The organism is Mesorhizobium sp. M0208 (assembly GCF_040322015.1).
GTDB lineage: Bacteria > Pseudomonadota > Alphaproteobacteria > Rhizobiales > Rhizobiaceae > Mesorhizobium.
In genome coordinates this window covers 65,723-90,358 of the sequence record NZ_JAMYSP010000025.1, presented here as the reverse complement: position 1 = coordinate 90,358, position 24,636 = coordinate 65,723, and the positions used below count along the sequence as shown (strand labels likewise).

Annotated in this window: 20 protein-coding genes and 1 tRNA gene; 7 read left to right on the top strand and 14 right to left on the bottom strand. The window is 63.8% G+C overall.

Annotation, left to right across the window (positions count from 1 at the left end):
* Positions 1-101 precede the first annotated feature (101 nt).
* Positions 102-178, bottom strand: a tRNA-Pro gene (locus NKJ17_RS23015).
* Between the two features lie 205 nt (positions 179-383).
* Between NKJ17_RS23015 and NKJ17_RS23010 the strand changes: the two genes are divergently transcribed.
* Both NKJ17_RS23010 and NKJ17_RS23005 read left to right on the top strand, forming a co-directional pair.
* Positions 384-1,898 carry a phosphomannomutase/phosphoglucomutase gene (locus tag NKJ17_RS23010; protein WP_502896120.1) on the top strand — a complete coding sequence of 505 codons (1,515 nt, stop codon included), beginning with the start codon at positions 384-386 and terminating at the stop codon, positions 1,896-1,898.
* A 15-nt stretch (positions 1,899-1,913) separates the two neighbouring features.
* Positions 1,914-4,184 carry an AGE family epimerase/isomerase gene (locus NKJ17_RS23005; protein WP_352690053.1) on the top strand — a complete coding sequence of 757 codons (2,271 nt, stop codon included), beginning with the start codon at positions 1,914-1,916 and terminating at the stop codon, positions 4,182-4,184.
* Here NKJ17_RS23005 and betB read toward each other — a convergent pair.
* The 5 genes from betB to betI are packed head-to-tail and all read right to left on the bottom strand — an operon-like array spanning position 4,148 to position 10,450.
* Complete coding sequence (betB, locus tag NKJ17_RS23000; RefSeq protein WP_352507457.1) at positions 4,148-5,611, bottom strand: betaine-aldehyde dehydrogenase; 1,464 nt, start codon at positions 5,609-5,611, stop codon at positions 4,148-4,150. The two genes, NKJ17_RS23005 and betB, sit on opposite strands and share 37 nt — an antisense overlap.
* 59 nt (positions 5,612-5,670) lie before the next feature.
* Complete coding sequence (gene betA / locus NKJ17_RS22995; RefSeq protein WP_352507458.1) at positions 5,671-7,323, bottom strand: choline dehydrogenase; 1,653 nt, start codon at positions 7,321-7,323, stop codon at positions 5,671-5,673.
* 3 nt (positions 7,324-7,326) lie between these two features.
* Positions 7,327-8,334, bottom strand: coding sequence for a threonine/serine dehydratase family protein (locus NKJ17_RS22990; RefSeq protein WP_502900894.1), 1,008 nt, complete (start codon positions 8,332-8,334; stop codon positions 7,327-7,329).
* Positions 8,334-9,863: a choline-sulfatase gene (gene betC / locus NKJ17_RS22985; protein ID WP_352507460.1), complete on the bottom strand. Its 1,530-nt coding sequence runs from the start codon at positions 9,861-9,863 to the stop codon at positions 8,334-8,336. Before betC ends, NKJ17_RS22990 begins: the two co-directional genes overlap by 1 nt.
* Entirely contained in the window at positions 9,860-10,450 is a 591-nt protein-coding gene (gene betI, locus NKJ17_RS22980; protein ID WP_352454288.1) for a transcriptional regulator BetI, read from the bottom strand. Before betI ends, betC begins: the two co-directional genes overlap by 4 nt.
* Before the next feature lie 223 nt (positions 10,451-10,673).
* Between betI and NKJ17_RS22975 the strand changes: the two genes are divergently transcribed.
* Both NKJ17_RS22975 and NKJ17_RS22970 read left to right on the top strand, forming a co-directional pair.
* Entirely contained in the window at positions 10,674-11,840 is a 1,167-nt protein-coding gene (locus NKJ17_RS22975) for an acetyl-CoA acetyltransferase (protein ID WP_352507462.1), read from the top strand.
* A 26-nt stretch (positions 11,841-11,866) separates the two neighbouring features.
* Positions 11,867-12,871 carry an asparaginase gene (locus NKJ17_RS22970; RefSeq protein WP_352507463.1) on the top strand — a complete coding sequence of 335 codons (1,005 nt, stop codon included), beginning with the start codon at positions 11,867-11,869 and terminating at the stop codon, positions 12,869-12,871.
* Here the strand turns inward: NKJ17_RS22970 and NKJ17_RS22965 are convergent.
* Positions 12,864-14,240 carry a TIGR03808 family TAT-translocated repetitive protein gene (locus tag NKJ17_RS22965; protein ID WP_352507464.1) on the bottom strand — a complete coding sequence of 459 codons (1,377 nt, stop codon included), beginning with the start codon at positions 14,238-14,240 and terminating at the stop codon, positions 12,864-12,866. The two genes, NKJ17_RS22970 and NKJ17_RS22965, sit on opposite strands and share 8 nt — an antisense overlap.
* A 91-nt stretch (positions 14,241-14,331) precedes the next feature.
* On the bottom strand, positions 14,332-15,117 hold the full coding sequence (locus NKJ17_RS22960) for a TetR/AcrR family transcriptional regulator (RefSeq protein WP_352507465.1): 786 nt from the start codon (positions 15,115-15,117) through the stop codon (positions 14,332-14,334).
* 140 nt (positions 15,118-15,257) lie between these two features.
* Between NKJ17_RS22960 and NKJ17_RS22955 the strand changes: the two genes are divergently transcribed.
* Together NKJ17_RS22955 and NKJ17_RS22950 are read left to right on the top strand one after the other, a co-directional pair.
* On the top strand, positions 15,258-15,956 hold the full coding sequence (locus NKJ17_RS22955) for a class I SAM-dependent methyltransferase (RefSeq protein ID WP_352690049.1): 699 nt from the start codon (positions 15,258-15,260) through the stop codon (positions 15,954-15,956).
* A 143-nt stretch (positions 15,957-16,099) separates the two neighbouring features.
* Positions 16,100-16,573 carry a GreA/GreB family elongation factor gene (locus NKJ17_RS22950; RefSeq protein ID WP_352507466.1) on the top strand — a complete coding sequence of 158 codons (474 nt, stop codon included), beginning with the start codon at positions 16,100-16,102 and terminating at the stop codon, positions 16,571-16,573.
* On the opposite strand, the gene NKJ17_RS22945 is transcribed toward NKJ17_RS22950, so the two are convergent.
* From NKJ17_RS22945 to NKJ17_RS22930, 4 genes are all read right to left on the bottom strand, one after another.
* Positions 16,570-16,959 carry a type II toxin-antitoxin system death-on-curing family toxin gene (locus tag NKJ17_RS22945; protein WP_352690047.1) on the bottom strand — a complete coding sequence of 130 codons (390 nt, stop codon included), beginning with the start codon at positions 16,957-16,959 and terminating at the stop codon, positions 16,570-16,572. The two genes, NKJ17_RS22950 and NKJ17_RS22945, sit on opposite strands and share 4 nt — an antisense overlap.
* Positions 16,956-17,177 (bottom strand): AbrB/MazE/SpoVT family DNA-binding domain-containing protein, encoded by a 222-nt coding sequence (locus tag NKJ17_RS22940; protein ID WP_095496758.1) that lies wholly within the window; start codon positions 17,175-17,177, stop codon positions 16,956-16,958. The genes NKJ17_RS22945 and NKJ17_RS22940 overlap by 4 nt, the downstream gene beginning before the upstream one ends.
* A 73-nt stretch (positions 17,178-17,250) precedes the next feature.
* Positions 17,251-19,374: a methylmalonyl-CoA mutase gene (scpA, locus tag NKJ17_RS22935; RefSeq protein ID WP_352690045.1), complete on the bottom strand. Its 2,124-nt coding sequence runs from the start codon at positions 19,372-19,374 to the stop codon at positions 17,251-17,253.
* On the bottom strand, positions 19,371-20,813 hold the full coding sequence (locus NKJ17_RS22930) for a methylmalonyl-CoA mutase subunit beta (protein ID WP_352690043.1): 1,443 nt from the start codon (positions 20,811-20,813) through the stop codon (positions 19,371-19,373). Before NKJ17_RS22930 ends, scpA begins: the two co-directional genes overlap by 4 nt.
* Positions 20,814-21,088: 275 nt before the next feature.
* Between NKJ17_RS22930 and NKJ17_RS22925 the strand changes: the two genes are divergently transcribed.
* Positions 21,089-22,621 carry a helicase HerA-like C-terminal domain-containing protein gene (locus NKJ17_RS22925; RefSeq protein WP_352507470.1) on the top strand — a complete coding sequence of 511 codons (1,533 nt, stop codon included), beginning with the start codon at positions 21,089-21,091 and terminating at the stop codon, positions 22,619-22,621.
* 254 nt (positions 22,622-22,875) lie between these two features.
* On the opposite strand, the gene NKJ17_RS22920 is transcribed toward NKJ17_RS22925, so the two are convergent.
* On the bottom strand, positions 22,876-23,700 hold the full coding sequence (locus tag NKJ17_RS22920) for a L,D-transpeptidase (protein WP_352507471.1): 825 nt from the start codon (positions 23,698-23,700) through the stop codon (positions 22,876-22,878).
* A 171-nt stretch (positions 23,701-23,871) separates the two neighbouring features.
* Positions 23,872-24,534 carry a haloacid dehalogenase type II gene (locus tag NKJ17_RS22915; protein WP_352690040.1) on the bottom strand — a complete coding sequence of 221 codons (663 nt, stop codon included), beginning with the start codon at positions 24,532-24,534 and terminating at the stop codon, positions 23,872-23,874.
* Between the last annotated feature and the right edge of the window lie 102 nt (positions 24,535-24,636).

Here is a 24,636-nt window from a genome sequence, read left to right as displayed (position 1 = left end):
GAGAACCTTGCAGACCATCGACAACCCGTTCGGCACGAGGTTGTCACCCATGTCTTAGGTACATTCTGTTACCCATGTCTCCGGGCCGTACCTGTTTTTTCTGGTCGGAGTGGCAGGATTTGAACCTGCGACCCCATCGTCCCGAACGATGTGCGCTACCAGGCTGCGCTACACTCCGTGACCAGACCGCGGGCTTATAGCCGCCGCGTTTGGTTACTGCAAGCGCCAATGGAGACGCTTCTGTCGCATTTCTTTCGCTTTCGCCGCCACGTCATACAGGTTTCAGTTTCCTGTCGCACAAACACGGCTTAAAGGGCTTCTGGGTAACCGTCGCCTTGCCTCGAAGCACCTGATTCAGCAGCCTGGAGTTTGCAGCCTTGTCGATGAAGATCGTTAGCGATGTCAGACCAAACACTTTTGAGTTTGAAACCTCGGCACTGATCAAGCCGTCCGGGTTTCGCGAATATGATGCGCGCTGGTGGTTCGGCCATCCCGGCTCGAACGAAACGCCGGAACTCAATCTGATCGGCGTCCAGGCGCTCGGCATGGGGCTCGGCACGCTGATCCGTCGCCTGGGTGCCGGGCCCGACATCGTCACCGGTCACGATTTCCGCTCCTATTCGCTTGCCATAAAGCTGGCGCTGGTTTCCGGGCTGATGGCAGCCGGCGCACGGGTCAAGGATGTCGGGCTGGCCCTGTCGCCGATGGCTTATTTCGCCCAGTTCGCGCTCGACACCCCGTCCGTCGCCATGGTCACTGCCTCGCACAACGAGAATGGCTGGACCGGCGTCAAGATGGGCGCGGCGCGCCCGCTGACTTTTGGTCCGGAGGAGATGAGTGCGTTGAAGGCGATCGCGCTGTCCGGCGATTTCGATCTTGTCGGTGGCGGCTCCTATGACTTCGTTGCGGACTTCCGCAAAACCTACCTTGACGATCTGACAGCGGGAAAGCGTATCTCCAGGAAGCTCAAGGTGGTGGCCGCTTGCGGCAACGGCACCGCTGGGGCTTTCGCTCCCGAGGCACTGGAAAGGATCGGCTGCGACGTGATCCCACTCGACGTCGAGCTCGATCATACATTTCCCAATTACAATCCAAACCCCGAAGACATGCAGATGCTGCACGCCATTCGCGACAAGGTGCTGGAAACGGGCGCCGATGTTGGGCTCGGTTTCGACGGCGACGGCGATCGCTGCGGCGTGGTCGACAATGAAGGCAACGAGATCTTCGCCGACAAGGTCGGTGTCATGCTGGCGCGCGACATTTCGCACCTTTATCCCGGCTCGACTTTCGTCGTCGACGTCAAGTCGACCGGATTGTTCATGACTGACAAGGTGTTGCGGGAAAATGGGGCGGTCACCGACTATTGGAAAACCGGTCACTCCTATATCAAACGGCGCGTCGCCGAACTCGGCGCCGCCGCCGGTTTCGAGAAATCGGGCCATTTCTTCTTCAATCCGCCGATCGGCCGCGGTTATGACGATGGCCTGGTAACGGCCATCGCCATCTGCCAGATGCTGGATCGCAGCCCGCAAAGCAGCATGGCCGACCTCTATCGCGATCTGCCGCTGACCTTCGGCACGCCGACCATGTCGCCACACTGCGCCGACGAGCTCAAATACGGCGTCGTCGAGCGCGTCGTAGGCGATTTTCGCAAGATGAAGAACGACGGCGCGGTCTTCGCCGGCCAGAAGATCGCCGAACTGATCACCGTCAACGGCGTAAGGGTCGTGGCGGAGGACGGCACCTGGGGCCTGGTGCGGGCATCCTCGAACAAGCCGGAGCTTGTGGTGGTGGTGGAGAGCCCGGTATCATCCGAGCGGCGCCGGCAGATGTTCGAAGCCGTCGATGCGGTGCTGCGCCGCAGCCCCGAAGTCGGCGCCTACAACCAGACCTTTTGAGCGGGGCTCGTTTTCATGACCGAACGGATCGTCAGTTTTGTGATGAGTGGCGGCGTCGGCTCGCGGCTGTGGCCGCTGTCGCGCGAGGATAATCCCAAGCAGTTCCATGATTTCTCCGGCGACGGCTCGATGCTGGCCAAGACGCTGCGTCGGCTGACCGCGCGGCCGGAGGGCGAAACGCCGGTCTTCCTGATTGCCTCGGAAAGGCACGCCGACCGCGTTCATGCCGATATTGCCGGTCACGAGCTTTCCGGCGGCGGCCCGCTGTTCGAGCCGACCGGCCGCAACACTGCCGCGGCCGTTGCCCTGGCAAGCCTGCGCACCTGGTCGGAATTCGGCGACAGCCTGGTGCTCGTGGTGCCGTCCGACCATGAGATCGCGACGGCGCAGCAATTCTGGCGGAGCGTCGAAGCCGGTACCGCGGCGGCGCGCGAGGGCAGGCTGGTGGTTTTCGGCATCAAGCCCGCGCAACCCGAGACCGGCTACGGCTACATCGAGGTGGCCGGCGAGCGGGACGGCATCTGCGACGTCTCGCGTTTCGTCGAAAAACCCGATCTCGCCACGGCGCAGAGCTATCTCGAGGCCGGTAACTTCTATTGGAACACAGGCATCTTCCTGTTTCGCGCCAGCGCCATGCGCGACGCATTCATGGCTTTCCAGCCCGACATCTGGAGCGCCACCGAGGCTGCCTATCAGGCGGCGACATCAGACCTTTCGGGCCTCTACATGCCTCTGGAGCTCTATGCCGCCATCCCATCGACATCGATCGACTATGCGATCATGGAGCGCGCCAGCGGCATCGCCATGGTGCCGGCGGGCTTTCGCTGGAACGATCTCGGCTCCTGGCAATCGCTGCTCGACGTCGGCCCCTCCGACAGACAGGGCAATGTCATCGTCGGCGATGTTGTCGCCATCGATTGCGAGAACTCCTATATCCGCAGCGATGGTCGCCTCCTGTCGGCCATTGGCCTGAAGGACGTCGCCATCGTGTCGACCGCCGACGCCACTTTCGTCGCGCCGGTGAGCCACAGCCAGAATGTCAAAAAAATAGTCGAGCAGCTCGAAAAGAGCGGTCGCCTTGAGACCAGGTTCACGCCCGCCGACGATCGCGTCATCGAAAGCGGCGCCTGGCAGCGCCGCGTGCACCATTGGCTGTTCGAGGAGACGGTGCCGTTGTGGTCGACGGTCGGCGTCGATGAGCGCCATGGCGGTTTCCACGAAGCGCTCGGCTTCGATGCCGCCCCGCTGATGAAACCCAAACGCATGCGCACGCAGGCCAGGCAGATCTACGCCTTCGCCGTCGCCAAGGCGCGCGGCTGGAACGGCCCGGCCGATCGGCTGATCAGCCACGGCCTCGAATTCATGGCCAGGCACGGACGTACCGACAATGGCGGCTGGGTACGCACCCTCAACATCGACGGCACCGTCGCCGACGGCGCCGAGGATGCTTACGATCATTCCTGCGTGCTCCTGGCGCTGGCGCATGCCCATATGTGCGGCAATCCCGATGCGTTGCGGCTTGGCGAGGAGACCTTTGCGTTCATCGACGCGCATCTCGAGGACGAACGCCTGACCGGCTTCCGCGAGACCTCGAGCGGCGAGGGCGAGCGCCGCTCCAACCCGCACATGCATCTGCTCGAGGCGTTCCTGGCCTGGCATCAGGCGACCGGCGAGCGCGCTCATCTCCGCCGCGCCGCGCGCATCGTCGATCTGTTCCGCAGCCATTTCTTCGACCCGGAAAGCTGGACCCTTGGCGAGTATTTCGACCATGAATGGCGGCCGGCCCCTGGCGAGAAGGGCACCTGGACCGAACCGGGCCATCATTTCGAATGGGCCTCGCTGCTGGTCGACTTCGCCGGTCGCAGCCGCCAGAGCGACTTGACCGGCCTCGCCAGGAAGCTCTACGCGTCGGCGATCGCCAATGGCCTGAACCGCGCCACGGGCCTCGCCTACGGCGCCGTCTCGCGGCAAGGACTGCCGCTCGACCGCGTCTCGCGCAGCTGGCCGCAGGCCGAAGCGATCAAGGCGGCGATCGCGCTGGACGGTTCGGGGGGTCCCGACCTGAAGCCGGAAATCGAGGCGCGGGTCGGCCGGCTGTTCCGCTGGCACATCAATCCGGCACCGCTCGGCCTGTGGATCGACCGCATCGACGAGCGTGGCCGCTCGCTGGCAAACGAGGTGCCGGCCAGCATCTTCTATCATCTCGTCTGCGCGCTGACCCAGTATCTCGACGGCACGGCCCGCAAGGATCAGTACGGGCTGGCGACATCCCCGGTCTCGACATAGACCGACTTCAGCTGCGAATAGAGTGCTAGCGCCGCGAGCGAGTTCTCGCGGCCGATGCCGGACTGCTTGAAGCCGCCGAAGGGGATTTCGACCGGCGTCAGATTGTAGGCGTTGATCCAGCAGGTGCCGGCCTGCAGTTCGGCGATGACACGATGGGCGCGCGCCAGGTCGCGGGTGAACACGCCGGCGGCGAGGCCGAATTCGGTATCGTTGGCGCGCTCGATCACCTCGTCCTCGCTGTCGAACTTCAGCACGCTCATCACCGGCCCGAAAATCTCCTCGCGCGCTATGCGCATCATGTCGGTGACACCGGTGAACACCGTCGGCTCGACGAAGAAGCCACCCTGGAAACCCTGCAGCGAAGGCACATTGCCGCCGCAGGCGAGCACCGCGCCATCCTGCTTGCCGGCCTCGATGTAAGAGACCACCTTGTCGTGCTGCGCCCTCGAGACCAGCGGCCCCATCTGCGTGTCCGGATCGAGCGGATCGCCGATGCGGATTTTCTTCGTCCGTTCGGTCAGCCTCTCGACGAAACAGTCATGGATGCCGCTCTGCACGAAGACCCGCGTGCCGTTGGAGCAGATCTGGCCGGTCGAATAGAAATTGCCGAGCATCGCGCCGCCGATGGCATTTTCGAGGTTGGCGTCTTCGAAGACGATCAGCGGCGACTTGCCGCCGAGCTCCATCGTCGCGTGCTTCATCTTCGAGCCGGCGAGCGACAGCACCTTGCGGCCGGTCGGCACCGAGCCGGTCACCGAGACCTTGGCGACGACATCGTGGCCGACAAGGCCGGCGCCGACATCGCCAAAACCCTGCACGACATTGAACAGCCCGTCCGGCAGGCCGGCCTCGGTGTAGATTTCGGCGAGCGCCAGTGCTGAGAGCGGGGTGTTCTCCGAGGGCTTGAACACCATCGCATTGCCCATGGCGAGGGCCGGTGCGGATTTCCAGCCGGCGATCTGGATCGGGTAGTTCCAGGCGCCGATGCCGACGCAGACGCCAAGCGCCTCGCGCCTGGTATAGGCAAAGGGTCCGCCGAGATCGACAGCCTCGCCATTAAAGGCGGCAACGGCGCCGCCGAAATATTCCAGGCAGTCGGCCGCCGACGGGGCGTCAGCAACCAGCGTCTCCTGGATAGGCTTGCCGGTATCCAGCGTCTCGATGCGCGCCAGATCGGCATTGCGCGCGCGCAAAATGTCGGCGGCACGGCGCAGGATGCGGCCGCGTTCGACCGGCTTCAGCCGCGCCCAGGCGGGTTGTGCCGCACGCGCCGCCTCGATCGCGAGCTCCAGCACGTTCGGCGTCGCCGAGCGCAGCATGGCGATGGTCTCTCCGGTTGCCGGATAGATGACCGGCAGCGCTGCGCCGCGCTCGTCGTCGATATAGCGGCCGTTGACATAATGCGATGCCGTTGGCTGGGCGCGCATGACTGTTCTCCAAATCGTCTTGTCGCGGCATGCGGAATATGCGTCCGCCGGATCATGGCCTATCTGTCCGACACCTGCCAGCGCGGATTGATCCATGGTTCCTGGTTGGAAGGTGGCAGCGGCGTGCGCCCGAGAATGTGGTCGGCGGCCTTCTCGCCAGTCATGATCGACGGCGCGTTGAGATTGCCGTTGGTGACGCGCGGGAAGATCGAGGAATCGGCGACCCGCAGCCCTTCAACGCCAATGACGCGGCATTCCGGATCGACCACGCTCATCGCATCATCGGCACGGCCCATCTTGCAGGTGCCGCAAGGGTGGTAGGCGCTTTCGGCGTGGTCGCGAATGAAGGCGTTGAGGTCGTCGTCGGACTGCACATGCGAGCCCGGCGACAGTTCCTTGCCGCGGTACGGATCGAAGGCCGCTTGCCCGAAGATCTCGCGGGTCAGCCGGATGCAGTGGCGGAACTCCTTCCAGTCGTCCGGATGCGACATGTAGTTGAAGCGGATCACCGGCTTCGATTTGGGATCGGGCGAGCGCAGCGTGACCGAACCGCGCGACTTCGACCGCATCGGCCCGACATGCGCCTGGAAACCATGCGCCTTGGCCGCCGCTTTGCCGTCATAGCGGACCGCGGCCGGGATGAAGTGATACTGGATATCGGGATAATCGACGCCAGCGCGCGAGCGCACGAAGGCGGCTGCCTCGAAATGGTTGGTAGCGCCGAGGCCGGATTTGAAGAACAGCCATTGTGCCCCGATCATCGCCTTCGAAAACGGATTCAGCACCGAGTTCAGCGTGATCGGCTTTGTCGATTCCTGCTGGATGTAGAGCTCCATATGATCCTGCAGATTGCGGCCGACGCCCGGCCGGTCGGCGATCACGGGAATGCCGTTCTCCCTAAGGTGCTGGCCGGGGCCGATGCCGGACAGCATCAGGATCTTGGGCGAGTTGATCGAGGACGCGGCAACGATCACCTCGCGCCGCGCTCTGACTACCTGAATCCGTTTGCGCGCTTCGATCTCGACGCCGGTGGCGCGTTGATTCTCGATGATCACCCGCCGGGCGAAACCCTTGACCAGGATGACATTTTTCCGCCTCAGCGCCGGCCTCAGATAGGCGCTCGCCGCCGACCAGCGACGGCCGCCGCGGATGGTCTGCTCCATCGGCCCAAAGCCCTCCTGCTTCGCGCCATTATAGTCGTCGGTCAGCTCGAAGCCGGCCTGACGGCCTGCCTCGACGAAGGCGCCATAGAGTGGGTTCGTCCTCGAGCCGCGCTGCACAGTCAGCGGGCCGCCATGGCCGCGCCAGCCATCCTCGCCGCCTGCGCTGTCCTCCATGCGCTTGAAATAGGGGAGCACGTCGGCAAACCCCCAGCCGGCCGCGCCCTGTTCGGCCCAGTGGTCGAAGTCGCGGGCATGGCCGCGCACATAGACCATGCCGTTGATCGAGGACGAGCCGCCGATGACCTTGCCACGCGGCGTCGCCAGCACGCGGCCACCGAGGTGCGGCTCGGGCTCGCTGGCAAAGCCCCAGTCGTAGAGGCTCATATTGAGCGGGATCGACAGCGCCGACGGCATCTGGATCAGCGGCCCAATATCGCTGCCGCCATATTCGATGACGATGACCGAATGCTTGCCCTCCTCCGACAGCCGGTAGGCCATGGCCGAGCCGGCCGAGCCGGAGCCGATAATGACGAAATCCGCTTCAAGCATGGTTCATGCGCGCCCGTGGTTCATATGCGCAATGAAATCGGCCAGCGAGACGTTGCCGCCGGTTGCCACTACGAGAACGGTCTTGCCGGTCGCGTCGACCTTACCGCCGAGCAACGCCGCCAGCGAAGCAGCGCCGGATGGTTCGAGCACCAGCTTCAGCCGCTCGAAGGCGATGCGCATGGCGCGCCGCACCGAGGCATCGTCGACGGTGACGCCGCGAACGCCGGCCGCCTTCACCGCTGCGAACGGCGCGTCGCCCGGCCGCCGCGACATCAGCCCGTCGCAGATCGATTTCGGCCCGATCGGCATGGTTTCGATGGCGCCATGCGCCAGCGACGAGCCCATGCCGTCAAAACCTTCGGGCTCGACGCCGATGATCTCCGTGGCGGGCGACAGGTAATGGAAGGCCAGCGAAACGCCCCCGATCAGGCCGCCGCCGCCGACTGAGCAGAACAAGAGATCGGCCTCCGCTTGCCTGGCGGCGAGCTGGTCGAGTGCCTCCAGCCCGGCACCGGCCTGGCCGGCGACGATCTCCGGATCGTCGAACGGGTGCAGCAGCGCCAGGCCTTCGCTCGAGGCGATCTCGCGCGCCTTGGCGGCGGCGACTTCCTCACGCGCGCGCTCGCCATGGTCAGTCAGCACCACGCGCGCGCCGTAGCCCGATGTGGCGTCGCGCTTGGCGGCCGGCGCGTCGATCGGCATGACGATGGTGACGGGAATGCCAAGCGCTTCGCCTGCCGCCGCCAGCCCTTGCGCAAAATTGCCGGAGGAGTAGGCGACGACGCCCTTTTTGGTTTCGTCAGGCGAGAGCTTCTTCAGCCGCCAGTAGGCGCCGCGCACCTTGAACGATCCGGCCCATTGCAGCGATTCGGCCTTAACGAAGACGCGGGCAGCGCCGGTCTCGCGGGCGAGTGCCGCCGATTCCAGCAGCGGCGTGACCTGCGTTGCCTTGGAGGTGACGGCATAGGCCTGCCTGAGATGGTCGAGCGAGGGGACGAGACGGTCTGCCATCATTTGCCTCGCGGAAAGCGCTTCTGCTCTTCGAGCAGGTCGAGGTTCATATGGTTGCGCATGTAGCGCTCCGATGCCTTCTGCAGCGGCTGGAATTCCCAGGGATAATGGGTGCCGTTGCGCAGCGCCGGGTAGACCACCCAGCGGCGTGCCTGGCTGGCACGCACCGCGGCATCGAACGCCGCCATGTCCCAACGCGCCCGCACCTTGTCGGTGAAAGCGGCCACCAAAGCCGCATTGGCCGGATCGGCGGCGAGATTGGTCAATTCCCGCGGATCCGATTCAAGATCAAACAGTTGCGGCGGATCGATCTCGCAATGGATGAATTTGTAGCGGCCCTCGCGCATCGCCACCATCGGCGCGTTGGAGCCTTCGGCGGCATATTCCATCAGCACCGGCGCGGAGCGTTTCTTTCCGTTCAGCAACGGCAGCAGCGACTGGCCGTCGGTCCACGGCGCAATCGCGCTGATGTCGATGCCGGCGAGATCGCAAAGCGTCGGCGTCACGTCGAGGTTGGAAACCGGCGTCTCGATCAGCCCGGCGTGTACGCCCTTGCCGGCGATCATCAGCGGCACCCGCGCCGAACCTTCGAAAAAGCACATCTTGAACCACAGGCCGCGCTCGCCGAGCATGTCGCCGTGATCCGAGCAGAACAGGATGATCGTATCGTCGAGCATTCGCGTGCGCTCGAGTACCGACAGCAATTCGCCGACCTTGTCGTCGAGATAGGAGATGTTGGCGAAATAGCCGCGCCGTGCGCGGCGTATCTGCTCAGCGGTGATGTCGAACCTGTCATAGTCGCTGGCGCGGTAGAGCCGCTGCGAATGAGGGTCCTGCCTGTCGTAAGGAATGAAGCCGACCTCGGGCTCGAGCGCCGGGCAATCCTGGTAGAGGTCCCAGTAGCGCCGCCGTGCGACGTAGGGATCGTGCGGATGGGTGAAGGAAACCGTCAAGCACCAGGGCCGATGTGCGGCATCGTCGGAGACGCGGGCAAAATCGTAGAGCTTCTGCACCGCATGGAAGGCGACCTCGTCGTCATATTCCAGCTGGTTGGTGATCTCGGCGGTACCGGCGCCGCTGACGGAGCCGAGATTGTGATACCACCAGTCGATGCGCTCGCCGGGTTTGCGATAGTCGGGTGTCCAGCCGAAATCGGCCGGATAGATGTCGGTGGTCAGCCGCTCCTCGAAACCGTGCAACTGGTCCGGCCCGACGAAATGCATCTTGCCGGAGAGGCAGGTGTGATAACCTGCGGCGCGCAGATGATGGGCAAAGGTCGGGATCGAAGACGCGAATTCGGCGGCGTTGTCATAGACCCCGGTGCGTGACGGCAACTGGCCGCTCATGAATGCGGCGCGGCCCGGCGCGCAGAGCGGCGAGGCCGTGTAATTGTTGCAAAAACGCGCCGAACGCGCGGCGAGCGCCTTCAGATGCGGCGCGTGCAGGAAGTCCGCCGGCCCATCCGGAAACAGCGTTCCGTTGAGCTGATCGACCATGACGATCAGGATGTTGGGTCGCTTGGATGTCACTGCTTCTGCCGTCCGCTGAGCTTCGTTTCGAGATAGTCCTCGACCAGTGCAATCGCGGTCGCGGCATCGGGAACACCGTCCTTCAGCGCGCGCCTGATATAGAGCCCGTCGATCAGCGCCGCGGTCGCTTCGGCGACCCGATCGGCCTCGCTTCTCGGCAGGATGCCGGCCAGCCCGCTGAGCAGATTGGAATGCAGCCGGCGCGCATAGACCTTGAGCAGCCGGCGGAGTGCTGCCGATTTCTGCGCCTCGACATAGAAGGCGAGCCAGGCGGCGATCGTTTCGGGCTGGAACTGGATGTCGGAGAAATTGACCGCGACCACCGCCGAGACGCGCTGGCGCGCCGTGCCGGCCGCGCGAAGTGCGCGGCGCGTATCGGCGGTGAGTTCGCTGAGGATGTGCCGCATCGTCGCCAACAGCAATTCGTCCTTGACGCCGAAATAATGGTGGGCAAGCGCCGAGGACACGCCGGCGCGCCCGGCGATTTCCGACATCGTCACATCAAGCGAACCGCGCTCGCCGATCGCCGAGATCGTTGCGTCGATGAGCGCCCTGCGGCGCAACGGCTCCATTCCGAGTTTCGGCATTCCTGCTCCGGCCTGTTGGGACAAGATTATTTTTTATTGACGCATCAATCAACAAAAATCCAGCCTGATTTGCTGGCAAAAGCCAGGCACTATGACCAGATGATCAAGATCAAGCGATTGTGCGGTTCTGGCCCCTTCACGAAGCCGGCGGAACGGTTCATGCTTGAACAATGCTGAGGCGGGCCGCGACATACGTTGCCCGGCCCGCAGGATGGAGGTTGCCATGACAGCATGCATCGTCGGCTGGGCGCATTCGCGCTTCGGCAAGCTCGAAGGCGAGACGCTGGAGAGCCTGATCACCAAGGTGGCAGTCGAGGCGCTCGATCATGCCGGCATCGGTCCGGATGACGTCGACGAGATCGTGCTCGGCCACTTCAACGCCGGGTTTTCCGCCCAGGATTTCACCGCGAGCCTGGTCCTCCAGGCCGACGACCGGCTGCGCTTCAAGCCGGCGACCCGCGTCGAGAACGCCTGCGCCACCGGCTCGGCGGCGGTCAGGCAAGGCATCCGCGCCATCGACGCCAATGCCGCCCGTATCGTGCTGGTGGTCGGCGCCGAGCAGATGACGACGACGCCCGGTCCCGAGATCGGCAAGAACCTGCTCAAGGCCTCGTATCTGCCGGAGGACGGTGACACGCCGGCAGGCTTCGCTGGCGTCTTCGGCAAGATCGCCCAAGCCTATTTCCAGCGCTACGGCGACCAGTCGGATGCGCTGGCGATGATCGCCGCCAAGAACCACAAGAACGGCGTCGACAATCCCTACGCGCAGATGCGCAAGGATTTCGGCTACGAGTTCTGCCGGCAGGAAAGCGAAAAAAACCCCTTCGTCGCCGGTCCGCTGAAGCGCACAGACTGCTCGCTGGTGTCGGACGGTGCCGCCGCGCTTGTCCTTGCCGACACGGCCACGGCGCTGAAGATGCGCCGCGCCGTCGCCTTCCGCGCCAATGAGCATGTGCAGGATTTTCTGCCGATGTCGAAGCGCGACATTCTCGCCTTCGAAGGCTGCGAGCAGGCCTGGAACCAGGCGCTGAAGCAGGCGGGCGTGACGCTCGGCGACCTGTCCTTCGTCGAGACGCATGACTGTTTCACCATCGCCGAACTGATCGAGTATGAGGCGATGGGCCTGGCCAGGCCGGGCGAGGGCGCCAAGCTGGCCCTGGATGGCGAGACGGCGAAAGATGGAAGGCTGCCGGTCAATCCGTCTGGCGGGCTGAAGGCCAAGGGCCACCCGATCGGTGCCACCGGCGTATCGATGCATGTGCTGGGCGCGATGCAACTCGTCGGTGAGGCGGGCGGCATCCAGGTGCCGGGAGCAAAGCTCGGCGGCATCTTCAACATGGGTGGTGCCGCGGTCGCCAACTACGTTTCCATTCTCGACCGGATCAGATAAACCCGCCCGCATTTGCGGGAGGTGACATGACAAATCCGGTTCTGGTCGAGGTCTTGCGCGGCGCTCTCGTCGAGAGCGCCCATCGCGGCGCTGTTGCCGTCTTCGACGCCGACGGCAAGCCGGTCTGGGAGATCGGCGACACGGCACAGCCGGTGTTCCCGCGTTCGGCGGTCAAGGCGATCCAGGCGCTGCCGCTGGTCGAGAGCGGCGCTGCCGATGCCTACGGCTTCGGTGACCGGGAGCTGGCGCTGGCCTGCGCCTCCCATTCCGGCGAGCCGCCGCATGTCGAGCTGGCACGCGCCATGCTGGCGAAAGCCGGCCTCGACGAGACGGCACTCGAATGCGGCGCGCATTGGCCGTCGAGCCACGGGGCGACGCTGGCGCTTGCCCGCGCCGGCCGTGCGCCGAACACCTTGCACAATAATTGTTCCGGCAAGCACTCAGGCTTCCTATGCACCTGCGTTCACAGCGGCATCGCCCATCGTGGTTACGTCGAGGCTGGCCATGCCTCGCAGGAGATGGTGCGCGAAGCGATGCAGGCGGTGACCGGTGCTGCCCATGACGCCGATCACCGCGGCACCGACGGCTGCTCGATTCCGACCTATGCCGTGCCGCTGCGCAGCTTTGCCCTTGGCTTTGCCCGCATGGCGACAGGTGCCGGCTTCGAGCCGGTGCGCGCCCGGGCGGCGAAGCGGCTGCTTTCCGCCTGCATGGCCGAGCCGTTTTTCGTCGCCGGCACGGGCAGGTCCGACGTCGCGATGATGGAGGCCGCGCCGGGCCGGATTTTCGTCAAGGGAGGCGCCGAAGGTGTTTTTTGTGCAGCCGTTCCGGAGCTTGGCCTTGGCATCGCGCTGAAGTGCGACGATGGCGCCGGCCGCGCCGCTGAAGTGATGGTCGCAGCCGTGCTGGCTAAGCTTTTGCAAGCCGACCAGGCGCTCGCAGCGAAACTGACCGAACAGGCAAATCCGCCTATCGAAAGCCGGATCGGCGCCAAGGTCGGCGCGCTCCGGCCGACGGCCACCCTCAACTGACGTGGTTGCGCTCGACGGTCAAATGCGCGTAGCCGGCATTGCCTGATGCGGCGAGGTCACCGGTCACTCGCTCGGCCCAGCGTTGGCCGACGATCGCGCCGTTCTGGACTCGGTCGATGACATTGTCGGAGATGATTGCCGTTCCGGCACCTTCGACCACGGTCACGACGATGCCGGTCCCCGCCTTGCGGACGATGTTTCCCGTGGCGACCACATTGCGCATGAACGGTCCCCAGCCGATCTGCATGCCGTAGAGCGGCGCATTCTCGACGACATTGCCGGAAACGGTGGTGTCGGCCTCGACGCTGATGCCGACGCCGAAGCCGGGCGCGTCCGCAGGGTAGGGACCGCTGGTCGACAGATTGCGGACGATGTTGCCGGAGCACACGCCCATGCGGCCGCCTTCGTTGAAGTTGACGATCGAAATACCGTTCGCAGCACCATCGACGATGTTGTTTCCGATGACGGCGCCTTCGAACGAGAATTCGGAATACACGGCCGTCTCGCCCGAACGCGAGCAGGTGTTGCCGGTGATCTGCAAATTGCTGGAACTGTTGGCGCGGATCGCCGAGAACGCGCAATCCGAGACAATATTGCCGGAGATGATGACATTGCCGGCGCGGAACGCATTGATGCCGTTGCCGTTCTGGCCGGTTCCGCCGCTGCGCGCCTGGATGCGCTCGATCCGGTTGCCGCTGACGATGGTGCCGTCTTCCGCTGCCTGCCAGCGGTGCACGAGAATGCCGCCATTGGCGCAGTCGGAGACGCTATTGCCTGATATTTCCAGGCCATCGGCCTCGACCGAATAGATGCCGGCATCGGCCGCACCGGATATCTCCGAGCGCTCGATGCGGCCCGAGGCATGTTCGAGCGCCAGACTGTTCTTGCCGCTGCCGGTCATCTGGCAGTTGTCGACGACCAGATGGGCGATGCGGCGCAGATCGAGCAGGCCTTGCGTGTAGTCGCCCATCCAGCGGTTGCTGCCGTCGAACACCAGCCCGCTGAGTTCGATATGCTCGGCCCGTTCGGCCATAATGAGATGGCCATTGCCACCATAGACGATCCGCGATGCGCCCGGCACGCCGGACAGGCGCACCCGGCCGGGCAGCGACAGGTTGGAAACGATATAGATCCCCGGCGGCAGGAACACCGGCATGTCGCGGTCGTGCGCGTCGCGCAGCAGCTTGGCGAAAGCCTTGCTCTGGTCGTCAAGCGCGCCGGGCCGGACGCCGAGCTCGGTCGCGTTGATCGCCCCGCGCATCGCGGCTTTCTCGATGCCGGCCAGGTTTTTCGCCGCTGCTTTGCCGAGCGAAATCCCCATGACGGCAAAGCCGGCGGTCTGCGCAAGCAGCGTTCGTCTGTTCAACATCGGCACAGATCCTTGCGTCCAACGCTCACGCCGCAGGATTCGTGCCAGACTAGCCCGGTCGAACTCGTGGTGAAAATCTGACGCTTGGCCCCTATTCGATCCTCGTTGGCTCAGCGATCACCGCATTTACCCCGTTGAAGGCAAGTTGCAGGAATGTCTGGTCGATCTCCGCGGGGGACAGCTTCGTATCCCTCTCAAGCCACCAGTGCATCACTTCAAAGAACGCGCCAACGATGAAGCGTGTGGCGATCTCAAGTCTGGCCCCGCCTTGATCACCTTGGATATTCGCCAACTCATGGCGAACCTGCCTGCTTATCCAGCCGCGGATCTCTTCTGGCATTTCGCGCTTTTTCCCGCCCATCAGCGCACGGTGCATCTCCCGCGTGGCAAGAGCATGCTCGAACACCGGACCGCTGAAGGAAAAGCCCTTGGCGTTTCGCTGCGAATAGCGTTCGGCACCGTGCGCCTGCAAGGTCTTCAGATGGTCGTCGATCGTTGCTTTCCTCAAGCGGTCCTTGTCGGGATAGTGTGTGTAGAAAGTCGAGCGGCCGACATCGGCTTCCCTGCAGATATCCTCGACCGTGATCGCCGTATATCCCTTCTCGGCGGTCAGTCTGAAAAGCGCCTGCTGCAGTCGGCTGCGGGTCCTGGCGACCCGACGGTCGATCGGTCCGGCTGGCATCGGCAACATCCTTTTCCGGCCAAAGGACACCAAATCGTCCAGTATTGGGCGCGTCGGTGCGATGTGGCCAGTAAAACTGATACTGGACACACTGTCCAGTATCCTATGCTCTTGCGGAAGGCCCAGCGCGATGCCCGGCTGGCCGGAGATAAAGCAATGCACCAACGTCTTTTCGGAACAATAGTCGGAGGGCATGCGTTAGTCGCGCTCGTCAAAGTGGCCGTGGTGCTCGCGGCATTTTTCTCGTTGGGACAGGCAAATGCGGTCTTTTCCTTGGGAGTTCCCGTCCTCCTGCTTCATGCTGGTGCACTCGTCGTAGTCGCGAGCTTATTGATATGGCAAAGCGCTCACGGGCGGCTGTCCGGAAAGGACCGCAGACCGGCCGCCGGCGAGGAGAAGGCGCTGCATGTCGGCATCACGCTTCATTCCGCCGCCCTGTACGATATGCTGGCGTGGCTTCTGACCTTCGGTCGCGAACGTGCTTTTCGCGAAAGGATATTAAGCTTTGCGGAGCTGAAGCCGGGAGAAGTGGTCCTGGATGTCGGGTGCGGCACCGGCACCACCGCGCTCCTTGCCAGACAAAAGTGGCGCCGGAGGGGCGCGTGCACGGCGTCGACGCCTCCGCCGAAATGGTTGCGCGCGCGACGGCAAAGGCCCGGCGAGCCGGGCTACAAGTCGGGTTCTCGACCGCCACCGCTCAGGAACTGCCTTTCAAGGATGGGGAATTTGATGTCGTCCTCAGCACGCTGATGTTCCACCATCTTCCAAAGAAGGGCCGCGAGGAATTCGGCAGAGAGGCCTTCCGCGTCCTGAGGCCGGGCGGTCGTGTGCTTATCGTCGATTTTGCGAAACCGCCGCGCCAGAAGAGCACCTTTCAGCTCCACCGGCATGGTTACGTCGATTTGGACAAAGTTGCAGCGGATCTCGGCCGGCACGGCTTCAATATCGTTGAGCAAGGCGACGTCGGAACCAAGGGGCTCCGCTACCTAGTTGCGCAACCGGACCTTAGCCTTGCGGCCCTCGAAGCGCGATAGTGCGCCAAGTTGAGGCATTCGCATGGCCAGCTTTACACCCCAAGCAGCTGTCTAATCTCGGGTACTGAACCCCAGATCTTCACCATTAGCCTCTTCATCAGCAATGGCTTGTGGAGTCGCCATTCCAAGCCTAAGTTCGTCAGATGAGCAGGGCCTTCACCCGCGAGGAAGACAGCGAAAACGCCATCGCCGGCATCGGCGAGCGGCCGATCAGCCATCACCGCAATCTGGTCACGGAACGCGGCATGGCGCTGATCGATGCCGAGGTGGCCGCTCTGCGCGACGAACTGGGCAGAGCCGAGAAGAGGGCCGACCGCGAGCGCATCGCGCTGGTGTCGCGTGATCTCCGCTATTGGACGGCGCGGCGTGAAAGCGCCGAGCTTTCGGTGCCCGAACCGGGGAGCGACCTGGTTCGTTTCGGCATGGGTGTCACCCTGGAAAGCGACGACGGCAAGAAGGTGCACTGGAAGATCGTCGGCGAGGACGAAGCCAATCCGGGCAAAGGGACAATTTCCCATATGTCGCCGATGGCGATGGCGCTGTTCGGCAAGAAGGTCGGCGAAGTTGCCGTGGTCAACGGCAAGGAATGGGAGATCGTCAAGCTCTCCGACAGTTAGTCTTCGAGCTTGACGACATGATCGCGGAAGAACGCTGCGGCGCCGGCCTCGTCGATTTCGCCGGCGGCGACGCCCATGACGAATTCGTAAAGCATGCCGTCATTGGCCGACAGGGCATAACCATTCACAATCAGAAATGCGCCGGACGCGACAATGGCCGTGCGTTTGTTGCCGTCGACAAAGGCATGATTTCTGGCAATGCCGAAGACATAGGCGGCTGCGAGTTCCTCAACCGACGGGTCTCCGTAGTTGGCCTTGTTTTCGGCGCGAGCGAGCGCCGATTCGAGGGCATTTTCATCCCTCAAGCCTTGTGCTCCGCCGTGTCGGCGCAACTGCTCCGCGTGCATGGCTTCGACTGCACGCCGCGTTAGAAACTCCCAGCTCATTCGGCGAGCTTCTGAAGCGCGACCTTGTATTTGTCCATGACCTCGCGGGCAGCTTTCATTTGCCGCTCGAAGCTGTCGTCCACTGGCTTCAGCGCAAGACCGTCACCTGTTTCAACGATTTGAAGCTGGTCGCCGGCCTTCAGGTTCAGACGATCGAGAAGCTCCCTCGGCAGGATCACGCCTTCGGAATTGCCGATCTTGCGAATGGTCGTGTTCATGGTGAGGCATCCTGTTGCAACGCTGATTATAACTCAGCGTGTTTCTTGTTGCAACAGACATTATAACAAAGCGTCAGCCGGCCTGCAGCAGCCGGTCCATCAGCCGCTCCGCCGCTTCCGGGATAACCGTGCCGGGCGGGAAGATTTCAGTGGCGCCTGCCTGCCGGACTGCGTCGTAATCCTGCGGCGGGATGACGCCGCCGGCGACGATCAGCATGTCGTCGCGGCCGAGCTTCTTCAGCGCATGCTTGAGTTCGGGAATAAGCGTCAAATGGCCCGCAGCCAGCGACGAGGCGCCGACGATGTGCACGTCATGCTCGACCGCCAGCCTGGCGATCTCGTCCGGCGTCTGGAACATCGGCCCGACGGTGACGTCGAAGCCTAGGTCGGCAAAGGCGGTGGCGATCACTTTCTGGCCGCGATCATGGCCGTCTTGCCCCATCTTGGCGACCAGAATGCGCGGCTTGCCGCCGGACTTCTCCTCGAACGCGATGATCTTGTCCTGCAGCCGGTCGACCACCGGATTGTGGCCGAGCGCGTTGCGATAGACGCCGGAGATCGTCTGCACCGAGGCGACATGGCGGCCGAAAACCTTTTCCAGCGCCAGCGAAATCTCGCCGACCGTGGCGTTGGCGCGTGCGGCCCGGATGGCGAATTCCAGCAGGTTTGCGTTACTCCCGGCAGCACGGGTAAGCGCATCGAGCGCGCTCTCGACGGCGGCGACGTCACGCGTGCCTTTCAGCCGCTGCAGCTTCGACAATTGCCGCGCCCTGACTTCGGCATTGTCGATCTTCAGCACGTCGACTTCGATGTCCGTGCCGGGACGGTGAGCATTGACACCGACCACGATCTGTTCGCCTGAATCGATGCGCGCCTGGGTGCGCGCGGCAGCCTCTTCAATGCGCAGCTTCGGTAGGCCCTTTTCGATCGCCGCGGCCATGCCGCCGAGGCTCTCGACCTCCTCGATATGCGCAAGCGCACGCGCCGCCAGATCATGCGTCAGCCGTTCGACATAGGCGGAGCCGCCCCACGGGTCGATAATGCGCGTCGTGCCGGACTCCTTCTGCAGGATGAGCTGTGCGTTGCGGGCGATGCGGGCCGAATGGTCGGTCGGCAGCGCCATTGCCTCGTCGAAGGAATTGGTGTGCAGCGACTGCGTATGCCCTTGAGTCGCCGCCATCGCCTCGATCATGGTGCGGATGATGTTGTTGTAGGGATCCTGCGCCGTCAGCGACCAGCCCGAAGTCTGGCAATGGGTGCGCAGCGACAGCGAGCGCTCGCCCTTCGGCGAAAAGTTCTTCAGCATCAGGCTGGCCCACAAAAGGCGCGCTGCTCTCAGCTTGGCGACTTCCATGAAGAAATTCATGCCGATCGCCCAGAAGAAGGAAAGGCGCGGCGCGAAACGGTCGATGTCGAGGCCGGCCGCGACGCCGGCGCGGGCATATTCGATACCGTCTGCAATCGTGTAGGCGAGCTCGAGATCCGCCGTCGCTCCTGCCTCCTGCATGTGGTAGCCGGAGATCGAGATCGAATTGAACTTCGGCATGTGCTTCGACGTGTAGGAAAAAATGTCCGACACGATCCGCATCGAAGGTTTTGGCGGATAGATGTAGGTGTTGCGCACCATGAACTCTTTCAGGATGTCGTTCTGAATGGTCCCAGTGAGATCCTTCTGCGCGACGCCCTGTTCCTCCGCCGCCACAATATAGAGCGCCATGATCGGCAGCACCGCGCCGTTCATCGTCATCGATACCGTCATCTCGTTAAGCGGGATGCCGTCGAACAACTGGCGCATGTCGAGAATGGAATCGATGGCGACGCCGGCCATGCCGACATCGCCGGCGACGCGCGGATGGTCGCTGTCGTAGCCGCGATGCGTGGCGAGATCGAAGGCGACCGACAGGCCCTTCTGGCCGGCGGCAAGGTTGCGACGGTAGAAGGCATTGGACTCTTCGGCAGTCGAGAAGCCGGCATATTGCCGGATCGTCCAGGGTTGCTGGACATACATCGTCGGATAGGGGCCGCGCACGAAGGGCGGCAGGCCTGGATAGGTATCGAGATGTGGCAAGCCCTTGAGATCGCCCTGGTTGTAGAGATGCTTGACGGCAATGCCTTCCGGCGTCACCCGCTGGCCTTTGACCTCGACCGGCACCCGCCGTGGCGGCGACCAGCCGATCTGGCTGAAATCCGGGATCATGGCACGGCTCCGATCGACTGATCGATGCGGATCGGAAATAGCGGCTCGCACACCGCAACGCCTTCGGTGAAGGCAGGCCGCCGCTCCGCCGCCAGCGTCTCGACCGGACGCTCGGTCTTCGACGGGTGCAGCGTCGTGCCGACGATCGCCCGTTCGCCCGCCTGGTAGGCTGTGTTGCGGCGGGCGGAAGCTGCCTGGACGCGCCTCTGGATGTGGCCTTGCTCAAGGCTGGTCAGCACGCCGCCTTCTGCCTCGATCTGCTGGAACTCCTGCCAGGCCGCCGCGCAGAGCTCCGCAGTCAGCGCTTCGACGGCGCCCGAACCGCAAACCGGATCGGCGACGTGGTCGATGTGGCTTTCATTGGCCATGATCAGTTGCGCGTTGCGGGCAACGCGGCGAGCAAAACCCGCGGGTAGGCCGTGCGCGATCGTGTGCGGCAGGATGGCGATCGAATCCGCGCCGCCGACGGCAGCCGCGAAAGCGGCGATGGTGGTGCGCAGGATGTTGGTTTCCGGGTCGGCCGCCGTCATCATCCGGAAGGAGGTTTCGGCATGGATGCTGGCGGTGGAGGGCGGTATCGAGCAGGCCTCCTGGACACGCGCCCACAGCCTGCGCAACGTCCTGACCTTGGCCGTCGAAACGAATTGGTCGTGGTCGACGCTCAGCGCAAAACCAATATGCGGCGCCGCGTAGACGAGCGGCTGGCGCGCCTTCTCGAACAGCCTCAAATAGGAGACGGCCGAGGCGAGCATGGTGCCAAGCTCCTGCGCCTCGGTGGCGCCGGCATTGTGGAATACCCGCCCGTCGGCCTCCAGCAGCACGCCGGGCACACCCATCGAAAAGAAATGCGCCAGCGATTGCGGCATCGAAGCCTGTAAAGCCTCGATCGACATGCGCAGCCTGCCGGTCCCGGCAAAGATCGCCGCCGGATCGATGCCGAAGGAGAGGTTGAGCTTTGCCGGGTCGGAGCGGCGCTTGGTCAAGAACGCCACCAGCCAGTCGGCCACGGCACGGCTCCAGGGATGGGCGTCGATGCGGATCTGGATGCGGTTGAGCGGCACGCCGTCGAGTACGCCCTCCAGCGCCTCCGCCGTCCTCGGCAAGCCGTAGCCGAAGGCGTTCGGCGCACCTTCGAAGACAAGCGACAGTCCGGTAGCACCCTGCGCGACGTCTTCCAGCGCCTGCGCACTGGCGCGGCCTATATCCGGATCGTCGATACGCTGGCTGACGATCCACGGTGATCCCGGGTTGGCGCGCACGACAGGCTCGGCGGTTACCGAACGCTCGTAGAGCGGCTCGATGCGGATGGCGTCGTCCGTATGCGAGACGAGCTTTTCCTCGAAGGACCCGCCGCCCAGCGCCTTCTCCGCCAGCGCCAGCCATCGTTGCCGGTCGACGTTTGGAAGTTCGGCATCCTGGGTCAAGGCACCGGCGCCCATCGGTTCTCCTCGTTCTAGCGGCCGCGGCGGCCGACTATGTCAGTCTACGGTCCCCGGCCCGATATCACAATGCAGCACACTTGCCGTGCAACACGCCTTCCGTGATGCCGACCGTCAACCGATTGCCAAACATGGGCAGGTTCCGCAAGCTCCAAAAGCCATTTTCGACGGTGCCCATTGTCGCTGCGCAATGGCCTCACTATACCTGCGGCGGGGCTCCCTTTTCTTCAAGGGATCAGGGCATTCAATCCTATAGGTTTGCGGAGACCGGACACATGGCCGACGATACCAGTATCTTCATAGGGGCCAGCCGCAAGCCGGACGACAGCTATCAGCGGCCCGAACAGCTTTTGCTGCAGTATGGCAATCGTCACGGCCTGGTCACCGGCGCGACCGGCACCGGCAAGACGGTGACCCTGCAGATTTTGGCCGAGGGTTTCTCCAATGCCGGCGTGCCGGTATTCTGCGCCGACATCAAGGGCGACCTGTCGGGTATCGCCATGATGGGCACAGCGCAGGATTTCCTGGTCAAGCGGGCCGAGCAGGTCAAGCTCGATCCTTATGAATTCCAGGAATTCCCGGTCATCTTCTGGGATCTGTTCGGCGAGCAGGGCCACCCGATCCGCGCCACCATCTCGGAGATGGGGCCGCTGCTTCTGTCGCGGCTGATGAACCTTTCCGAGGCGCAGGAAGGCATCATGAACATCGCCTTCCGCATCGCCGACGAGGAAGGCCTTTTGCTGCTCGACTTGAAGGACCTGCAGTCACTGCTTGCCAACATCGCCGACCGCGCCGAAGAGATCGGCGCCCGCTACGGCAATGTGACGAAACCTTCGGTCGGCGCCATCCAGCGCACGCTGCTGGTCCTGGAGCAGCAGGGCGCTGCCAATTTCTTCGGCGAGCCGGCATTGCGGATCGCCGACATCATGCGCACCACGCGCGATGGACGCGGCGCCATCAGCGTGCTCGCCGCCGACAAGCTGATGATGAATCCGCGGCTCTATGCGACGTTCCTTCTGTGGCTGATGTCGGAACTGTTCGAGGAACTGCCGGAAGTCGGCGACCCGGACAAGCCGAAGCTGGTCTTCTTCTTCGACGAGGCGCACCTTCTGTTCGACGACGCCCCGAAGGTGCTGGTCGACCGCGTCGAGCAGGTGGTCCGGCTGATCCGTTCGAAGGGCGTCGGCGTTTATTTTGTCACGCAAAATCCGCTGGATATCCCTGAAACCGTGCTGGCCCAGTTGGGCAACCGCGTGCAGCACGCACTTCGTGCCTATACGCCGCGCGAACAGAAGGCCGTCAAGACGGCGGCCGAGACGTTCAGGCCCAATCCCGATTTCGACTGCGCAACCGTGATCACGCAGCTCGGCACCGGCGAGGCGCTTGTCTCGACGCTGGAAGCCAAGGGCGTGCCGTCCATGGTGCAGCGGACGCTGATCCGCCCGCCATCGTCGCGCCTTGGCCCGATCACGCCCGAAGAGCGCCGCAAGCTGATCAATGAGAGCCCGGTCGCGGGACAGTACGACCAGACCGTCGATCGCGAATCGGCCTTCGAGATCCTGCAGAAAAAGGCTAAGGACGCCCAGGAGGCACAGGCGCAGCAACAGGACGCAGGCCGTTCGCGCTGGACCATTCCCGGCTTTGGCAACGACGATCCCCAGCCGACCGGCGGCCGCCGCGCGCCGCGGCCCTCCAACCGCCAGACGGTGGCGGAGGCTGCGATCAAATCCGTGGTGCGCTCGGTCGGCTCGTCGGTCGGACGAGCGATCGTGCGGGGTATTCTGGGGAGCCTGTCCAGGGGCAGGTGAGGGGCATCGGACCCGAAGGCGGGCATCGGTGTTGGCAATTCTGTCCTGGAATCAAGCGCCAGTATCCAGATCTGGAGGACAGCGGACGGCGGCTATGCGGTCATGAGCTGTCACTGGTGGCGTCTGCCCACAGCACGGCAAAATCCGCTGCTCGGCGTAAGCATCGGACCTAAAGGCCGGCACCGGTACAGGCACGCCGACGCGCAGCAAAACCAGCGGGAGCGAGGAAGATCCCGCCCGCGCTTTCGACCAGCTCAGAAGATCGAATTTGTGATCGATTTTATCGGACCGAGCAGGATCGATCCTTCCGGCACGCCGGCGTCGATCGGAATGGCTCTGCGGTTTGCTGTTGCCACCACCGGCTGGCCGACATCGGCTGTCACCACGACCGGGGTCTTGTTCGGCACACGATCGTAGAGATCGATAATGTCCTGGTTCATCAGGCGCACGCAGCCCGACGACACCGACTTGCCGATCGACCGCCATTCCGGCGAGCCGTGCAACCGGTACAGCGTGTCCTGGTTACCCTGGAACAGGTAAAGCGCACGCGCGCCAAGCGGGTTGTCCAGCCCGCCGGGCATGCCGCCATTATCGGCGCTGTATTTTGCGAGCTCGGGCTGGCGGGCTATCATGTCCTCCGGTGGCGTCCATTTCGGCCATTTCTGCTTCCATTGGACCACCGCATCGCCCGACCATTCGAAGCCGGCGCGGCCGAGGCCGACGCCGTAGCGGATCGCCTGGCCGCCGGGGCGCACCAGGTAGAGGAAGTGGTTGGTCGTGTCGACGACGATGGTGCCGGGCTGCTGCCCGGTCGGATCGTCAACGATCTGGCGCAGGAACTGCGGGTCGATCTTGTCGACAGGTATGGCCGGCAGCTCGAAGCCGCCATCCGACATCGGCCCATACATCGTCACGTAGTCGCCGAGCGCCGGCTCGACATAGGTCGGCGGCGGTGGCTCGACTGGCTGCTGCGACAGCGTGGTGCAACTGGAAACCGCGACCGAGGCGGCGCCAAAGGCGGCCGCGTTGAGGAAACCGCGACGGCTCAGGCGAAGAGAGGACGATTGGGGTGTGAACATGATTGCCTTTTTTAAGTCTCAAATCGCAACAAAGCATAAATGCGTCCTGTTGCGCAGGTGCCGAGCAATGCCCGGCGCGATAGGCGGTTCCAATTCTGGCCGCAGGGTGGACAAACAAAGGCAAAGCTGTGACTGGACCGTACTGTTGCGTCGAGGCAACATGTCCGGCCGTCAAACCCCGGAGATCAGACCATCGAGGGACGGCAGGATCAGGGCCGGTGGAAAATCCCGGTATTCCTCTGGCTGATTGGCGCGGTTGATCCACACCGTCCTGAAGCCGAACTTGGTGGCGCCGGCGACGTCCCAGCGGTTGGATGACTGGAAAGAGACGGCGCCCGGATAGAGGCGCCAGCCCGTGGTGACCATGTCGTAGACCGACGGATCGGTCTTGAAGCGCCTGACGCTGTCGACGGAAAAGACGTCGTCCAGGACCTGGTCGAGCGCGGCGGATTTGACCGCCGCTTCCAACATCTCAGGCGAACCGTTTGACAGGATCGCCAGCCTTGCCCCCGATGCCTTGAGCGCCTTGAGCACGGCCGGTACCTCCGGATAGCAGTCCAGCCGCCAATAGGCCTCGAGCAGCTTCGCCCTCAGCCCGGCATCCGCGGATGGAACCTTGCGCAGGGCGAAGTCGAGGGCCTGCTCGGTGAGCTGCCAGAAATCGGCATAGGCCCCCATCAGCGTCCTGACCCAGGAATATTCCAGCTGCTTGGCGCGCCAGATATCCGACAGCAACTGGCCGTCCGGCCCGATCTGGTCGGCGTGACGGCGCACGGCCGCATGCACGTCGAACAGCGTGCCATAAGCGTCGAAAACGTAAGCCGCGAACTGCATTCGACAGTTTTGAGGCCGCGTAAGGCAAGGCGCAAGCGCTGATTGCAGTCCGCCAGCCCGCTGGCCTCAACAAATCTCAGCCAAGCCGGTTGACGGCGGCCG

What these genes read in the sequence shown, in the direction of transcription:
- NKJ17_RS22960 (WP_352507465.1), bottom strand. Translation starts at nt 15,117, where the DNA reads ATGCCCTCCGACTATTGTTCCGAAAAGACGTTGGTGCATTGCTTTATC.
- NKJ17_RS22940 (WP_095496758.1), bottom strand. Translation starts at nt 17,177, where the DNA reads ATGAACACGACCATTCGCAAGATCGGCAATTCCGAAGGCGTGATCCTG.
- NKJ17_RS22955 (WP_352690049.1), top strand. Translation starts at nt 15,258, where the DNA reads ATGGCAAAGCGCTCACGGGCGGCTGTCCGGAAAGGACCGCAGACCGGC.
- NKJ17_RS22915 (WP_352690040.1), bottom strand. Translation starts at nt 24,534, where the DNA reads ATGCAGTTCGCGGCTTACGTTTTCGACGCTTATGGCACGCTGTTCGAC.
- NKJ17_RS22965 (WP_352507464.1), bottom strand. Translation starts at nt 14,240, where the DNA reads ATGTTGAACAGACGAACGCTGCTTGCGCAGACCGCCGGCTTTGCCGTC.
- NKJ17_RS23005 (WP_352690053.1), top strand. Translation starts at nt 1,914, where the DNA reads ATGACCGAACGGATCGTCAGTTTTGTGATGAGTGGCGGCGTCGGCTCG.
- NKJ17_RS23010 (WP_502896120.1), top strand. Translation starts at nt 384, where the DNA reads ATGAAGATCGTTAGCGATGTCAGACCAAACACTTTTGAGTTTGAAACC.
- NKJ17_RS22990 (WP_502900894.1), bottom strand. Translation starts at nt 8,334, where the DNA reads ATGGCAGACCGTCTCGTCCCCTCGCTCGACCATCTCAGGCAGGCCTAT.
- NKJ17_RS22945 (WP_352690047.1), bottom strand. Translation starts at nt 16,959, where the DNA reads ATGAGCTGGGAGTTTCTAACGCGGCGTGCAGTCGAAGCCATGCACGCG.
- betB (WP_352507457.1), bottom strand. Translation starts at nt 5,611, where the DNA reads ATGCGCGCCCAGCCAACGGCATCGCATTATGTCAACGGCCGCTATATC.
- NKJ17_RS22950 (WP_352507466.1), top strand. Translation starts at nt 16,100, where the DNA reads ATGAGCAGGGCCTTCACCCGCGAGGAAGACAGCGAAAACGCCATCGCC.
- NKJ17_RS22920 (WP_352507471.1), bottom strand. Translation starts at nt 23,700, where the DNA reads ATGTTCACACCCCAATCGTCCTCTCTTCGCCTGAGCCGTCGCGGTTTC.
- NKJ17_RS22930 (WP_352690043.1), bottom strand. Translation starts at nt 20,813, where the DNA reads ATGGGCGCCGGTGCCTTGACCCAGGATGCCGAACTTCCAAACGTCGAC.
- betA (WP_352507458.1), bottom strand. Translation starts at nt 7,323, where the DNA reads ATGCTTGAAGCGGATTTCGTCATTATCGGCTCCGGCTCGGCCGGCTCG.
- NKJ17_RS22970 (WP_352507463.1), top strand. Translation starts at nt 11,867, where the DNA reads ATGACAAATCCGGTTCTGGTCGAGGTCTTGCGCGGCGCTCTCGTCGAG.
- betI (WP_352454288.1), bottom strand. Translation starts at nt 10,450, where the DNA reads ATGCCGAAACTCGGAATGGAGCCGTTGCGCCGCAGGGCGCTCATCGAC.
- NKJ17_RS22975 (WP_352507462.1), top strand. Translation starts at nt 10,674, where the DNA reads ATGACAGCATGCATCGTCGGCTGGGCGCATTCGCGCTTCGGCAAGCTC.
- scpA (WP_352690045.1), bottom strand. Translation starts at nt 19,374, where the DNA reads ATGATCCCGGATTTCAGCCAGATCGGCTGGTCGCCGCCACGGCGGGTG.
- NKJ17_RS22925 (WP_352507470.1), top strand. Translation starts at nt 21,089, where the DNA reads ATGGCCGACGATACCAGTATCTTCATAGGGGCCAGCCGCAAGCCGGAC.